This is a genomic window from Dyella caseinilytica (assembly GCF_016865235.1).
Taxonomy (GTDB): Bacteria; Pseudomonadota; Gammaproteobacteria; order Xanthomonadales; family Rhodanobacteraceae; genus Dyella_B; species Dyella_B caseinilytica.
In genome coordinates, this window is the sequence record NZ_CP064030.1 from 2,273,533 (window position 1) to 2,288,574 (window position 15,042).

Here is a 15,042-nt window from a genome sequence, read left to right on the forward strand (position 1 = left end):
AACTAAAAGCTGTACCGAAGGCCCGCGCTAACGCGCCATCCACCTGCAACCGCATCCGTCCTGGACGCGCGATCCACTTCAGCAAAAGCACGCCATTGGCCTTGGAGCTCAATTTGCCCGCCTGCTGCAAGTTCACCGGTGGTGGCATGCCGTACTGGTAAAACTACCGGTAAAGAACCACCATCCATCGAAGCGGTGAGATTCGGGCGGTCACCTACGGTGTGAATCATCGATGCTCGGGCATACACATCGCCGCTGATCGCGGTTGAAAGCGAAAAGGTCTGGCCTGCTAGGACGCCGGCGCGCGTGAAGAACGTATGGTTCTTGTTGACGTCGAAACGCACGTCATTGCTGGCACTGTAGCTGCTGGAGCCCATTGAGCCGTATGCCGCTTGTACCTGTGGCTCGATATACCTGCCATGCTCGCCCCGGAAACGTTTGCCTGCGCGTACGGACAGACTGGAGGATGACGGGCGATAACGGCCGGAGGAAGTTCCGAACGAGTCTGTGGATACATAGCTGTTACGTAGCTGCCCTACCCGCGCCACGACATCCGCGAACATGCCCTGGTTGGATACCCAGGTGCTGTATAGCCCCACTGAGCTACCTTGCAGATCGGCGGTGCCGTTCTGCAGATCGGCATGGGACTGGTCGTGTGTGTAGACGAGTCCTGTCGTGTTGTAGCCCAGATCAACGTTTGTGCGTCGATCCGCACCTATCGATACGCTGGTCTCGCTCTGCCGGTAGGTTCGGCCATCTACCGTACTGCCCTGGAGCGAGCCGCCATTTGTATCCACCCAAAGCGCGGACGCATTGGCATCTTCGTCCAGTCGCAGCGATTCACTGCGACGATCGATCGGCTCGTCGTCCACTTGCCAGATGTTCGAAAGCACTCGGGCCGCGTCGGCAGCCACCATGACTCCCGTTGAAGGCGTAATGACAGCGGCAACGCCCAGCGGCACCTTTTCGCTGCCTGTCGTGCTTAAGCTACTTTCATTGCCAGTGGAGCTGGCGCTCCCACTACCAGTGCTGTTTGAATTACCGGTGCCTGAATGGGAAGTAGTGCTTCCTGAGGCATGGTTGCCAGGATCGCTGCCAGAAGATGTCGAGGTAGTGCTGCCCGAAGAACCGGATCCATTGCCGATGATGTTAATACCTGTCAGGAGCACCTCTTTATGGTTCGAGCTCACACTGACATTCGGTACATATGAGAAACGCACCAATGCGTTCTCGTACGTTGTACTCCATTGACTGGTCAGCCCTTGAACCGTCTGGAAACTGGCATTGCCACCATCGGCCGTGCTTGCATCGATAATGACGATGGGCTTCGTCGCTTCGATGGTCGTGCCGTTTTGAAGTGTCGAGGTATTGACCCATGATGTGCTATTGAGCACCGGGTCATACGCAATGCGGATGCCGAGTGTTCCCTGCGCCTTGAAGGATGTGATGCTGCTTCCGAATACCACCTCGTCCGCACGGTCATTGCGAATATCGCTCAGCAGCGTAAACACCGCGCCATCGGCAAGATTCACGCTTGCTCCGCCGCTGGCGCTGCTGCCGATCTGCAGAGTTCTTAAGCTGTAGCTTGGAATGCTGTCGGCAGAGAAACTACCCCAGCTTGCCGCCATATCGATCGTGCTACCGGTGCCGACAGTGAGACTGCCTGAACCGAAATCCGTGACCAGCGTGCCAGCACCGGTAGGTATCCAGCTTGCGCCATGGGCGAAGGATAAGTTCGCCGTGCCTGTCCCGTACACCGCATTGCCCGATGAACCGGAATCACCCAGCACCAGACCCTTGAGATAAGACGCGCTGTCATCGAAATTAAGCGTAGTGACGCCGCTATAAGCATTGGAGCCATCAGTCACACTGCCAGTCAACACATCGCCAACGATCTTTACTGACTGGTTGCCTGCTTGATTGACGTTGAGCTGAGCGCTATCCCCGTCTGTCGCCGCATTCCAGATAGCGTAAAGATGCCCGGTTCCACTGCTTGATTCGGCCACATCAAGACCGCCAGCCAGGGTGATACTACCGCCGCTGTTCGCTATCCCATAAACATCACAAGTCGAGCAGCTTGTACTTGCTCTCAGTGTGGTTGTCTTATCAGCATTAGTGAACGAAATGACGCCATTATTGTTGATTGCGTAACTGTCGGTCACTGCCGTGACACTGACATTTGCCGTGCCCCCATAAGTCATGGAGCTTCCCATGCCATACAGGTTGCTCAACCCGGTAGGCGTACCAAAAGGAATGTAGCCAGTGGTATTCGTGACGGACACCGTCAGATCACCACCCACGTACAGGCGAGAAGTGCGAAAAGTGTTATCGATACCGAATGCAGATCTCGGGCCCGATGCAGTAATGGAAGCATTGCCGGTAACGCTTAAGTTACCTTGATTGCGAATGCCCATCACCGTCGAGCCATTCGACGTGGCAGTCAGCAAAAGATTACCGTTGATGGCGAGCTTGCTGTTGACATTGTCGTTATAAATGCCATGCACGTCGTCACTGGGCCAGATGCCGTAGGACACCAGTGTGACGTTACCGTTCATGACGATACTGCTGCGGCCACCGCCCGAGTTGTAAATAGCGTCCGTGGACGAACCGCGCGCCTGGGCGGTGATGGACGTATCACCATTGAACGTGACTTGCCCTTGATAAACCTGTAAACCTTTCGAATAACCAGGCGTGTAAGTGACAATGGAAGTAGTGCCATTGAAGGTGGCCGTAGCCTGGTAAACATTGACGCCTACGGACGAACTGTTCGGCACCGCGTCATTGGACTGGGCGTATACCGAGGTATTGCCGTTGACGGTCAGGCTGGCGCCGCCTTGCACGTTGATGGCTGTCGCCACCCCATACGTGCCGGAATCGGGTCGCAACGTAGAGATACTGAGCTGCCCCGCCCCACCGGCACCCGCCTGCAGGATCACCTTCGGGCTGTTGGTTTGCAGGTCAACGCCAAAGGTGTTTTCGGTTCCGACGCCCGTCGTACTGATGCTATCTCCGCTGGCGAAGTGGTAGACCAGGTTACCGTTGGTATCGGTAGACGTGTTGTATGCCGTATCCGAACTGGTGCCGGTCAGTATGTTGGTATAGACCGTGGGCGCGGATTTCGCCTTGGTAGCGGTCAATGCCACCAGGCTGGCCAGGATGGAGATGGGCAGCGCACGATGACGCTGCCGCAGCCGCTGCCTTTTCATGGCATCGTCGTAATGCTGCTTGATGGACAGCTGCCAGGCTTGGGGAAGTTGTGCAAATAATTGTGGTTCTCTGCGGTAATAGTGCCAGCGCGTAATGCTCGCAGTATCCGACTCTTTATTCACGATACTTTCCCCCAAAGAAAGTACGGCCGCCGACAGCGTGCATGACGCAAAGGCCATGTACGATCTTCATGGTGAAGAGGTGGCACCGAACCATGTTGACAGATAGTCAACACGCGACATTTTGTTTGGGGGTCAGCTGCCGGTCATGGTCATTTTGGGACAAGCTGCGTCGATGCTGACAGCCGCGTCTCTAAGCGTGACCGATGTCACGAGCATGGCGTGACGCGCGAAATATCGGTTGCACGCGTGCGGGAACGTCTGGTGCAGGAAATCTCAGTACATCCATACCGAGGCATCTTCCGGCAATACACGGTCACCGGCGAGCTCCCTCGCCTTTTGCCGATATTGCTCCCACGACGACGTCTGCCCTAGCGCACGATACACACATGCCTGTGTCCATGCCGCGCGCCAATCCAACTGACTCCATGCAGAAAGCTGGCCACTGACGGCCGCGGCGTCATCCACTTTGCCGACTGTCACGAGAGCCTGCGCGTAAACCTGACCGACATCGACCATAAGTTCCGGTACGCCCAATTTATCGGCCTTGTTCATAGCCAGCTTCAGCTGGCTCAGTGCCTGGTCGCGCTGGCCCTGGCTCCATGCTCCGGCCGCTTGCGCCCGCAGCAACAGAATGGCAATCCAATCGTCATCACCCGACAAGGTGGCCACCCACGTTTGCATGGCAGCCACGGCGCGCTTCACGTCTTCCGGCGTGCCGGTACGCTGGGTCACTATCACATTCGTGAGCCATGCATCGGCATAGTCGTGCTTGTCGCTATCCCACTCCAGCAGTTTTCCGCTCAGTGTCTTGGATATCCAGTCCAGGGATACCGGGATATCGCCTCGTTGCAACGCGAGTTTGGCCAGCAACGTTTCGACACAGCCCTGCAAGCCAGGCTCGCCCTTGGGGTCCAGCTTGATCTCCTCAAGCAGTTGCTCGAGCAACTTGCTTCCTTCGGTGGTGCGACCATTGTCAGCCAGTGCATGCGCACGCTCAAAGACGAGCAAGTGACGCATGACGTTCTCCGGGACTTCCCAATGCTTTTGCTCAAACGGCCAATAACGATCAGTGACGGCCAGTTCGTCCGTGTACTGCAATAGCATTCGCCGTGAAGTCACCATGTCCTGCAATAAATCCGGAAGAAACTGCCGCATGCCCATGCGCTGATATTGCTCGTAAGCACGTTGGATGATAGGAAGCGCCTGCGCGAATTGCCCGCGCTGCATCGATAGATACGCAAGGGATTCATCCACGCCGTACGCGCCAGCGGTGTCACCGGCCAACGTATAGTTGACGCGGGCGAGGCCGAAGTCCGACGCTGCCTGGTCGAACTTTCCATCGAGAATTTCCAGTTCGGCAAGCTGTGCGTAGGCGAATGCCAGGTACCCGGTGTCCTTTTGCTTTTGTAGAAGTTGCACTGCCTCGCTCAGTACGGCTTCGCCTTCGGCATATTTGTGCTCACGGAAATAGATGTACCACTGCTGCGCAAGCGTCCTGCCACGCAATACGGGGTACTTGTCGGCAGGCAAGCGCTGCAACAAGTCGGCCAAGCCAAGCTTGCAAGCCTCATATTCGCCTTGATTGCAGTGAAAGACGGCTTTCGCATAGCCAAATTCAGGTGTTTCGCGAAGATCGGGCGGCGCCTTGTCGAGTAGTTCGCGCACAGCGTCGGCGGAACCGGCGTACGACGCTGCGTCGATACGCATCAGGTATTCCTCCTTCGCGTCACTGGCAGCAGGTTTGCCGGGTTCTGTCGTAATGCCCATTTGCGCCAGCAGCAGATCGTTTGCCGAGCGAGTCGCGTTCAGCACGTTATCGGACGACGACTCTGCCTGCCATGTGCGGCCATCGGGGCTGTTCGCGTCCAGATGGACGCGCCAGAGATTGTCAGCCAGCGTGACGTGTGGATGAATGACCAATGCGAACGAAGCAAATCGTGAACTGTCTGTCGCGTTCGTCTGGTTGAGCAGGTCGAGCACGGCTTGGCTACTTTCGACGGGAACCCTTGCTTGACGTAAATCGCCAGCGATCAGATCCATCAGCCCCAGCTGCAGCCATTTCCAGTCTTCCGGGGCATCCACGTCGGCGGGCAACACGATGGAGGTACCCTGGCTAAAAAATATGGGTTTGCGATGGTCAGTCTGCCATCGCCAGTAACCGAGCGCGGCAGCAAGTATCAACAGCGGCGCTATCCACAGCGCACGTCGCAGCCATGGCCTACGCATCGCTGCCACGGCGCCCGCCTTGGTCTGGGCACCTTCTATTCGAACTGACGCTTGCTCGGCAGTATCGTTGGTGGCATTAGAAACGATGGTCGTGTCCGCCACCCAGCGGTAACCCACACGAGACATGGTCTTGATACAGCGTTGTTCATCGCCCCCATCGCCGAGTGCACGACGGAGACGCACGATGGTTTGCGCAAGCAGGTTTTCGCTGACGTCGGCCCGCCCCCACACAGCAGAGATCAGTTCGTCCTTGCCTACCGGGCGTTCGCGGTGTTCGACCAGATAGACCAGGCAATCAAAAGCGCTAACGGCAAGCGTTACCGGCACCCCGTCGCGGGTCAACTCTCTTGCAAGAGGGTCGAGGCAAAAATCATCAAAGTGGTAGGTCGGACTTCCCATGCGTGGATCTCTACCATCATCGGAGATTTATGCGGTGCTGCTCACATCTGCAGCAAGCCATGCCAGTCGCGGAGACCTGTTCAGTGAAAACGGCAGTGGGTTGCCAAAACCTACCTTCGCGGGGAGATGGACGATGGGCCAGATTGACGCCATCCGCCTGGGCGACTGGGTTTATTTTGCCACAAGTGCATGATAATTATTGCAAAAATAGCCAATTCCATCTCGCCATGCACGTTGTGCACTTTCAGCCTCCCGAAAGGGATGCCTGGATGTGACGCGCCATCCACACAACCGAAATCCCTCAAAGGCGAACTAACGGTAACGCCTCTCCGCGGCAATTCCCTGTACTGGAGATTCCTCCATTAGACCTTATATATGGGCGGGTTGTGAGCAAATACGAATCAAATCGCGAGAACCAAATCATGACCGCTCCATGTGCGCACGTTATCCCGCTCAAGGACACACCATCCGTGCGCACCGTTGCGCAGCTCCCGATTCATCTGGCTGATGGCCGTGAGGCTTCCAGCACGATCTACAGCTTCCATGGACTTTCCGATGCCAAGGAGCATGTCGCACTTCGATTCGGAAACCCCGATTCCGAGGCGCCTCTGGTCAGGCTGCACTCCGAATGCATGACGGGTGATGTCTTTGGATCGGCGCGCTGCGACTGCGGCCCGCAGTTGCAAGAGTCGCTTCACCGCCTGCATGAAGACGGCGGTTACCTGCTGTATATGCGACAGGAAGGCCGCGGCATCGGGTTATACCGCAAGCTGGATGCCTATCGCCTTCAGGAACAGGGGCACGACACCTTTGCCGCCAATCGCGCCCTTGGCCACGGTGAGGATGAGCGCGATTACGCAGCAGCCGCCGAGATGCTCAAGGCACTGGGTGTAACGCGCATTACGCTGATCACCAACAATCACGACAAGTGCACCCAGCTGCAAGCCCTGGGTATCGACGTTGTGGCGGTTGAGCCCACAGGCGTTTTTTCCGGAGAGCACAACCTGCGTTATCTGGAGGCCAAGGTTCGTCACTCTCGGCATACCCTTGCTTTACCTGATACAAGTCAGGAAAACTGACCAATTCGGAGCGGCTTACGCCGATCCTTGATGCGCCTTTTGCATCAATGCCTGATCCATGGCGCCCGGATCACCCAGAAACAGGCAATGGTCCGCAATCTCCGCGACGCTGCGTCGATGCGACACGACGATCATGATGCTTTGCGGAAGCCGTCGCTTGATCGCCAAAAGGACCGACCGCTCGGAACCAGCATCGAGCGCACTGGTCGCTTCGTCCAGCAGAGCGAGAAAGGGTTGCCGCAGAATAACCTGCGCCAAGAGCAAGCGCTGCAGTTCGCCGCCTGAAAAACGGCTTGAAGAGCTGTCCAGCGTCGTATCAAGCCCATCGAAGGATTCGGCCAGACGCTTGTCGAGGCCGACGTCCGCAAGCGCCTCCAGCATTGTACTTTCGGTCGCACTGGCATTCGCCCAGAGCAGGCACTCGCGTACCGAACGATGCCAGGGACGCACGCCCTGGCTCACATATGCGCCCCTGCCAACCAGCTTTCGATATTCATCAAAGCCCATGGGTCGCCCTTCCATACGTGCGATGAATACATCCGGGACTGCCATGCCGCCCAGCACATCGATCAGACTGCTCTTGCCAATGCCGGAGTCGCCAAAGATGAGCATCATCTTGCCGGGCATTAGCTGTAGATCGCGAATATCAATGGCCGCGAGCGGTGGCGCCAATCGTACGCGTTTGATATGCAATGAATCCGACACGCATGCAGTTTGCGGCGTCATCGGTGGTGTGTGGCTTGCGTCCAGTTTTACGTATTGCTGCCACAGTTCGAACGCAGGCCCCGCCGAGCGAAGCTGCTGGAAGCTTTGTCTTGTCAGTAAAAGGTAAGGCAGTAACCGCCCCAGCAACACGCACACGGCGATCAGGGTCGCCTGATTCACACCCTGCAGGCGACACGCGAGCATGAAAATGGCTGCAATACCTACAGCGGCGAGAAGCTCAAACGTCAATCGTCCCGATGCGATCAGCTCCAGTTGGCGGCGATAGCCCTGCCCTAGTCGTGCAGAAATCGTATTGTAAGCTGCCTTTTCCGCATCCTCACGACCAAACGAACGGACGTGGCGCAAACGTCTGGGAAAATCCTCACTCATCCAAAACAATCGGGTCATGTCTGCCACATATTGACGGCTGACACGTGACTGCTCACGGCTACTGATACGCGAGGCAGCAAGGGCAAACAACGCAAGCAGAGGCGTCGCCAGCATCAGCGTCGGCGACAGCCAGAATGCAAAACCAAGGCTCACGATTGCCGTGACGCCGGCCACCAGCAATTGCAGCAAGGCATTAAAGCCCTGGGTGATGATCTCTACGTTGTACGTCAGCACGTTGGCGATTTCCGCCGACGTGGCATCGGCCAGGGAAGTCAGCGGCGCATCCATCAGGCGTGCATGAACGGTGCGCCGCAACTCCATGCCATAACGACTGGACAGACTTGCGCCCAACCGCGCCGCCTGCCAGCGCAACAGGGCGAAGACCATGGTCACGGCTGCGAATACCGTGGCATGCGCGTCCGTACTGCCGGGCATATCGAAGATTCTTCCACCCAACACCAGCGCGTGACCGGGTTGCACCAAGGTCACCAACAACACCGCCACGATGCTGCCGGCGAGCGCACTGCCCAGCGACAACATCACGTAGACCGACATGTGCCGTAGATTGACGGCCTTCAACGTAACAAAGAATCCCCTCCACTGTTGATGGCCAAGGCGTGGCGATTCGTCTGAATGGTTCATGCGCTTGCGCGGCTGACCGAACATTTCCATTCCCTGTAGGTCATTGTCGCTGCCTGCGCGTCAACGCAACAACTGCCGTAACGCTTCAACTGCAGCGATGGGATGATTGCCGCGACGAAGCTCGTAAGCACCCATTTTCACTAGCTGTTGCTGGAAGCATGACCAACCCGGCAGGCTGGCGGCATAGGGTTGATCTGCACTCAGTTTTGCAGCGATGTCATACTTGGGAATCGGTCGCAGCAGTGCACCAGGATCATCGGCAACCTGCCTGGAAAGGAACACAGTGGCCACTAATTGCAGCGGCGCGTCTGCGCTTTTACCTGGCCCGTAACGCAGATCCGCTTCGAACTTTTGCACACCGCTGCGGCGCCGGATCGTTGGCGCCTCGCGAATCCAGCATTCGGCCTCTTTATCCTCGATAAAGTGCAATGCATCTTCTGTCACGTGCAAATAGTTGGCGACGCCGGTAGCCAGCAGGTTATCTGACTGCACCAGCACGGCATCTTCCGCCACGAAATCCAGACCCTGCAAAAAGCTGTGCAAGGCCAGAGTCGACTTGCCCGCGCCACTGCCACCCAGCAGCAGGACGCCGCGCCCAGCCCGGCCAACACAGGCGCCGTGCAAAGGCGTCAAACCCAGGCCACGTGTCGTCAGGATATAGACAGCGAATTCGATGAGCTCATAACGCAGGTGGTAGGGAAAACTCAGCATATCTTCCGAGGCAACCACCAATGCGTAATGCTGGTGAGGCGACACGATCACATAATTGGATGCGTCCATAACACCGCAAACCAATCTCTCTCCCCACTGCATCCGTACCGACGGTGGTTCATCCACATACGGAACCCCCAGTCCAGGCACGCACTGCAAGTCGATACGAAATGGCGAGGTGGTCTTCGGCAAATGATGACGTGGCAATCCGCCATAGGCTGCCTCAACCAGATCCAGTAGCGCCACGCTGTTGCTTCTAAAGTGAAAACTTCCTCCCATCAGCTGCTTGTGTAAAGACATTGGCATCGGTGACGTTTCAGCCCGGGGCTCAGTGTTAACGGCGTGAACGGCGGTCTCGTAGTTGGCTGCCATGGTGATCGGGCGCGAATGTCCTGAAGCTAAGCTCGGTTAGCTGTGAGTGTGGCCCATGGAAAGAAAGGTTGCTCTTCATAGTCATCCGGATTGCCTTGATGCGAAGGCGTGTACTTCGACGCATATGACGGCCAGGCAACCGAACCTTCCTCATCGAGCACTCACGGCCATGCAGCAGCAAACCCTTGCCGCCTGCTCATGGCTACGATTGAGGCTCCATCGAGATGCTAAAGATTCAGGTCGGCCACACCTATTTCCTTCGCTATGATCGCAAGCAATGGGACCGTGGCAAGCCTTATCCACCGCTCGCAACCATCCAGGTGGCCGCCCTGTTGCGCGACATGGGGCACGATATCAGCGTGTTCGACGCGATGCTTGCCGAAGGCGTTGAGGACTACGCAGCGTCGATCGAGGCCGCCCAACCTGATCTGGTTGTGCTCTACGAGGACAACTTCAACTACCTGACCAAGATGTGTCTTGGACGGATGCGCGAAGCGGCGTGCCAAATGATTGGCGAAGCTCGCGCGAAAGGCGCCAGGGTGATCGTGGCAGGGTCAGATGCCTCCGACCAACCCGACGCTTTCCTCGCGGCAGGCGCGCATGCCGTGCTTATCGGCGAAGGTCTGGCGGCACTCACCGAGTTGATCCGGCGTCTGCAGGCAAGTCAGGAAATCGAGATCGCCGATTGGGTCGCCGGCATTCCCGGTATCGCCGCACGCGTCAGCCAGCAAACCCATGTCGCACGCATTGGCGTGATGCCACCCGATCCACGACTGACCGTGCGTCCCGCGTGGGATCTGCTCGACATCGAACGCTATCGCTGCCAGTGGCTTGAACGGCACGGCTATTTCAGTCTCAACATGGCCGCTTCGCGCGGCTGTCCGTTCCGATGCAACTGGTGCGCCAAGCCGATCTGGGGCAATCACTATCGCCAGCGCAGCGCGCTCGATATCGCCACCGAGATGACTTATCTGAAACAGACCTTCCAGCCCGACCATATCTGGATGGCCGATGACATCTTCGGCTTCCATGTTGATTGGGTGACTGAATTGGCCAGACACCTGGAGGCTGCTGATGGCTCGATCCCTTTCACGATCCAGACTCGCGCCGACCTCATCAGCGAGCGCATGGCCGACGCGCTAAAACGCGCCGGATGCACGGAAGCCTGGATTGGCGCGGAAAGTGGCAGTCAGCGCATCCTTGATGCCATGACCAAAGGCACCACGGTGGCGGAGTTGATTACCGCACGCCAACGTCTGGGTAGGCATGACATTCGTGTTGGCTTCTTCATCCAGCTGGGCTATCTCGGAGAGCAACTGGCCGACTTGCTGGCTACACGCGAGCTGGTCGTGCTGGCTGCACCGGACGATATCGGTGTCAGCGTGTCCTACCCTTTGCCGGGCACAAAGTTCTACGAACAGGTGAAGGCACAACTCGGCAAAAAGACACACTGGGATGACAGCGCCGATCTGGCCATGATGTTTCGTGGCGCCTACGACTCGGGCTTTTATCGGCGCGTACGCGATCTGCTGCACGAACAGGTCACGCTGCAGCAATCCAAAAATAACCAGCCGGCCGAACGCTACGACGAGACCTCCGCCGCGCTGGAAGTGCAGTGGAATGCATTGATCGCCAGCGAATACGCGCATCGCACCGAACACGCCACATCATCCGCAACGGCACTACAGCCTCATGCACACCTCGCTTCCGCCGCTCAAAATCGTTAGGGATGGCTTGCACCGTGCCACCGAAGCGCTGGCCCGCGAGCTGGCCAGACCTGGCAGCACCACGCCCGAATGGAGTGATATGGAATGGCAATTGGCTGCGGCCGCTGCCGCAGCGCACGGTGTTGCTCCTCTGCTTTCGCGCTACCTGCCCTGGCAAGAGCCTGCATGGCGTGCATTCGTCAGGAGTCAGAGCGAACATGTCGAGCTGCGTCACCGGCGCATTATCGAGCTACTTGCCAGCATCGACGCCAGCACTCGCGCCGCCGGGATAGCCGTCATCCCATTGAAAGGCTGCGCCCTGCATGCGATAGGCCTTTATGCGCCAGGCGAACGCCCCATGGCCGACATCGATTTGTTAGTGCACGAAGAAGACTTGGAGCAAACCGGCGCACTGCTGTGCGCATTAGGTTACGTGCAATCGTTCACGCAGTGGAAGCATCAGGTATTCAAACCGACGGCCAGCACTTTCTTCGCTGGCCTTGGCGAGCATCGCGACACACCCATCAATATCGAGTTACACACCCGCATCCAGGAGCGCCTTCCCATCGCCGTGGTGGACATCACCGAACAGGTGTATCCAGGCACACCCACGCCGGGCCTGAACGCGTATCCCTCCTCGGGCGCCTTGATGGCTCATCTGCTGCTACACGCTGCCGGCAATATCTGTGGCCATAGCATGCGCTTGCTGCACCTTAACGATATTTCGCTACTTGCCACGCGCATGACGCCTCGCGACTGGAATGTATTGTGGGAGGCCAATTCCGGCAAGCCGCCGTGGTGGGCGCTGCCACCGTTGTATATGGTGTCCCGCTACTACACCCATGCCGTGCCCCGATCCGTACTTGCGCGCCTGCAGCGAGACTGCCCAACCTTGCTGCAAACACTGTCGCGTCGCCGGACGCTGACGCATGTCTCCTGCTCGGCGCTGTGGCTTAATGCACTACCGGGTATTGAATGGTCACGTAGTCCGAGCGAAGCAATCCGCTGCATCATCCAACGCTTTCGCCCAACCGCCGAGTCGGTCAAGGAACGCGCCGACATGGTGCGAACACAGCTCTGGCTGCAGGGCCAAAACTGGGTGACCGCCAGTCATGCACGCCGCATTCTGACGCGATTGATTCGACCCGTGCCGCGCATGGACACACTCTATGCCGTGCGCGCTGCGTTCGAGCACTTTGGCAACAACCGATCCTCGCCTGACGCATCTACTCCATCGGCTGGTTGAATATCGCCTCAGGCTTGGCACAGCCTTCCGTACAGCGCATCGAACATGCGGGCGGTGTAGTCCGCATCTTCCATCACCGCGCGTCGTTGCGCCTCCACGGCCAGCCTGAGGCGCAGATCTTCGTCGGCCAATACTCGTTGGATCGCTAACGCGATGCCGGCCGAGTCGCCCACCGGAACGGCCAGAGCGGCCGATGGCGACCACTCTGCCATATGCCCTACCGCTGTACCCACTGTGGGCACGCCGACGGCTGCCGCCTCCAGCAGCACCAGCGGCCCGGCCTCGTGCATGGACGACATCACCAATAAATCCGCCGACTCCATGATCGGACGCAATTCGTGCTGCGTCTTGAAGCCGAGAAAACGGACATGTCGTTGTAGGTTCAACCGATGAGCCAGCGCCTCGATCTCGCCGTTCAAGGTGTCTACGCCAACGATATCCATCCGGAACGCCACGCCGGCCTCAGCGACCGCAGCCAGCGCATGCAACAACGTGGATTGATCCTTGACGCGATTGAGGCTGGCGACGTGCAGCAATTGCGCAGGTCCGGTCTTGCGGGTGCGCGGCGCCATGGGCGTCCATGTGCGCAAATCCACCCCCAGAGGGACGCGTCTCGCCTCTAGCCCTAATGCCTGGAGTGAATCAATGATGGGGTTGCTGGCCGCGGTGATCATATCCGTGCTGCGTAGTATCAGCGCCTCACGCAGCCTTCCTTTCCACTTGCGCCGGCCGCCGTAGCCGATCTCACGCAATGAGACCAGTTCACCGCCTGCGATATGTACTGCACTCCTCACGCGTAGCAGCTTTGCAGCAGTGACGGCTATCAAACTGCAGGATCCGGAAAACATTGCCTGGACGAGGTCGAACGGCGCGCAGCGATGCTCGGCACGGATGGCCGCGATGGCGCGCAGGCGTGTCCTGCCTTCGCCAATATTGTGGATGTGGGCGCCAAGCATTTCCCAGCGCGCGGGTGCCGCTTCCTGATGCAGTACGAAGACGTGCAGCTCGTGTGTTCGCGCCAGCCGCTCTATCAGCGCAAGAAAGACGGGAATGACCTTGTATTCGCCGCTACGATCCACGCCTCCGGGAAGCACCAATGCGAGTTTCATCGTATGCCACCCCGGTGTTGAAGCACGTGTTCATAGGCACCTGCCCATTTGCGGCCGACCGCGTGAAACGATAGTGCTTCGTCAAAATGAGCGCGTATATGTGCACGCTTCGGTCGGCTATGCGACGCTCGCAGGAGCGCCTCGGCAAGCTTTACCGGATCACCACAAGGATAAAGCTCGCCTATACGACCGCCACCTGTGAGAGTGCGAAACGCAGGAATATCGGTCACGACCGGCAGTGCGCCACAGGCCATTGCCTCCAGCAAGGCGTAGCCGCAACTTTCGGAAAGGCTGGCGGACACAAATACGTCCGCCGCCTGCATCAACCGCTCAACCCGCGCATGAGGGACATTGCCCAGCAAATGCACGCGCCCGTGAAGTCGCAGATCACTCGCAATGCGTCGCTTGACGTCGTCCATGAGTGGTGAGGTACCGAAGGCGCACCAGAGCTGCAGGCCGGGACGTTGCGAAGCAGCTCGCGCCACGCCATCGAGCATGGTCAACGGATCCTTGCCGGGAGTGAGGTGACCTACCCAAACAATGCATGGATCACCATAAAGGCCGGTATCAGCGCGTGCGCCGTGGTGATCACCCAAGGTAAAGCGGCTGCTGGATTCCGGTACCTCGAACAGTGGTGTCGATGGGGCGAACACACCCGCATCCATGAAAGGCCCCGCCATGTCGGCCGCGGTAAACGCCACACCAGCGGCGCAACGGTACCAGCGTCGCCAGTGCAGCCTTCGCCACCAACGAGGTACATGGTCGGCGTGATCCTGAAACAGAATTGGCAGCTGCGGCAGATGGTGCGCGATGGCAAACACGTCCTGCGGGAATCCCAGGCCATGCACGTGCAGGACATCTGCTTTGATGTCATTCAACAGGCGGGCGAAACGATGGCCGCGATCGATCACCGCTTTCAAGCTGCTGACATCGTTGAAGTGATAGTCGATGCCCTGACGCGTCATCTGCTCCGTATGCCCTGCCGCCTGGATGAACGACATCCGGATGCCGGAGCTGGCTGCCGCTTCCGGAATATCCGCCATGGAAGGCCACAGCTTGAACACCTCTTCCGCGGTCAAACCTTGCGGCGACGGCAGGATATTGATCTGTGCAACGTGCAAGCCGGTC

The 15,042-nt window shown here is 58.2% G+C and carries 9 protein-coding genes; 3 read left to right on the forward strand and 6 right to left on the reverse strand.

All coding sequences use genetic code 11. From position 1 onward, the window contains the following. Positions 1-2: 2 nt before the first annotated feature. The gene (locus ISN74_RS09890; RefSeq protein WP_188799166.1) at positions 3-3,329 is read right to left on the reverse strand and encodes an autotransporter outer membrane beta-barrel domain-containing protein; all 3,327 of its coding nucleotides are present in this window, start codon (positions 3,327-3,329) and stop codon (positions 3-5) included. Positions 3,330-3,602: 273 nt separating this feature from the next. Beyond that, on the reverse strand, positions 3,603-5,897 hold the full coding sequence (locus ISN74_RS09895; protein ID WP_203546743.1) for a winged helix-turn-helix domain-containing protein: 2,295 nt from the start codon (positions 5,895-5,897) through the stop codon (positions 3,603-3,605). Positions 5,898-6,376: 479 nt separating this feature from the next. Between ISN74_RS09895 and ISN74_RS09900 the strand changes: the two genes are divergently transcribed. Continuing rightward, complete coding sequence (locus ISN74_RS09900; RefSeq protein ID WP_188799168.1) at positions 6,377-7,033, forward strand: GTP cyclohydrolase II; 657 nt, start codon at positions 6,377-6,379, stop codon at positions 7,031-7,033. 15 nt (positions 7,034-7,048) lie between these two features. Here the strand turns inward: ISN74_RS09900 and ISN74_RS09905 are convergent, their stop codons facing one another. Both ISN74_RS09905 and ISN74_RS09910 read right to left on the reverse strand, forming a co-directional pair. Further along, a complete protein-coding gene (locus ISN74_RS09905) occupies positions 7,049-8,770 on the reverse strand; it encodes an ATP-binding cassette domain-containing protein (RefSeq protein WP_188799592.1) in 1,722 nt (573 codons plus the stop codon). 60 nt (positions 8,771-8,830) lie between these two features. Further along, a complete protein-coding gene (locus tag ISN74_RS09910; protein ID WP_203546744.1) occupies positions 8,831-9,853 on the reverse strand; it encodes a phosphoenolpyruvate carboxykinase (ATP) in 1,023 nt (340 codons plus the stop codon). Positions 9,854-10,077: 224 nt separating this feature from the next. Here ISN74_RS09910 and ISN74_RS09915 point away from each other — a divergent pair, with 224 nt between their 5' ends. Together ISN74_RS09915 and ISN74_RS09920 are read left to right on the forward strand one after the other, a co-directional pair. After that, positions 10,078-11,580, forward strand: a complete 1,503-nt coding sequence (locus ISN74_RS09915; RefSeq protein WP_188799170.1) for a B12-binding domain-containing radical SAM protein — start codon at positions 10,078-10,080, stop codon at positions 11,578-11,580. Beyond that, positions 11,546-12,805, forward strand: coding sequence for a nucleotidyltransferase family protein (locus ISN74_RS09920; protein WP_188799171.1), 1,260 nt, complete (start codon positions 11,546-11,548; stop codon positions 12,803-12,805). Before ISN74_RS09915 ends, ISN74_RS09920 begins: the two co-directional genes overlap by 35 nt. A gap of 8 nt (positions 12,806-12,813) precedes the next feature. Here the strand turns inward: ISN74_RS09920 and ISN74_RS09925 are convergent, their stop codons facing one another. Both ISN74_RS09925 and ISN74_RS09930 read right to left on the reverse strand, forming a co-directional pair. Continuing rightward, positions 12,814-13,914, reverse strand: a complete 1,101-nt coding sequence (locus ISN74_RS09925; protein ID WP_188799172.1) for a glycosyltransferase family 4 protein — start codon at positions 13,912-13,914, stop codon at positions 12,814-12,816. Next, the gene (locus ISN74_RS09930; protein ID WP_229679126.1) at positions 13,911-15,035 is read right to left on the reverse strand and encodes a glycosyltransferase family 4 protein; all 1,125 of its coding nucleotides are present in this window, start codon (positions 15,033-15,035) and stop codon (positions 13,911-13,913) included. Before ISN74_RS09930 ends, ISN74_RS09925 begins: the two co-directional genes overlap by 4 nt. Between the last annotated feature and the right edge of the window lie 7 nt (positions 15,036-15,042).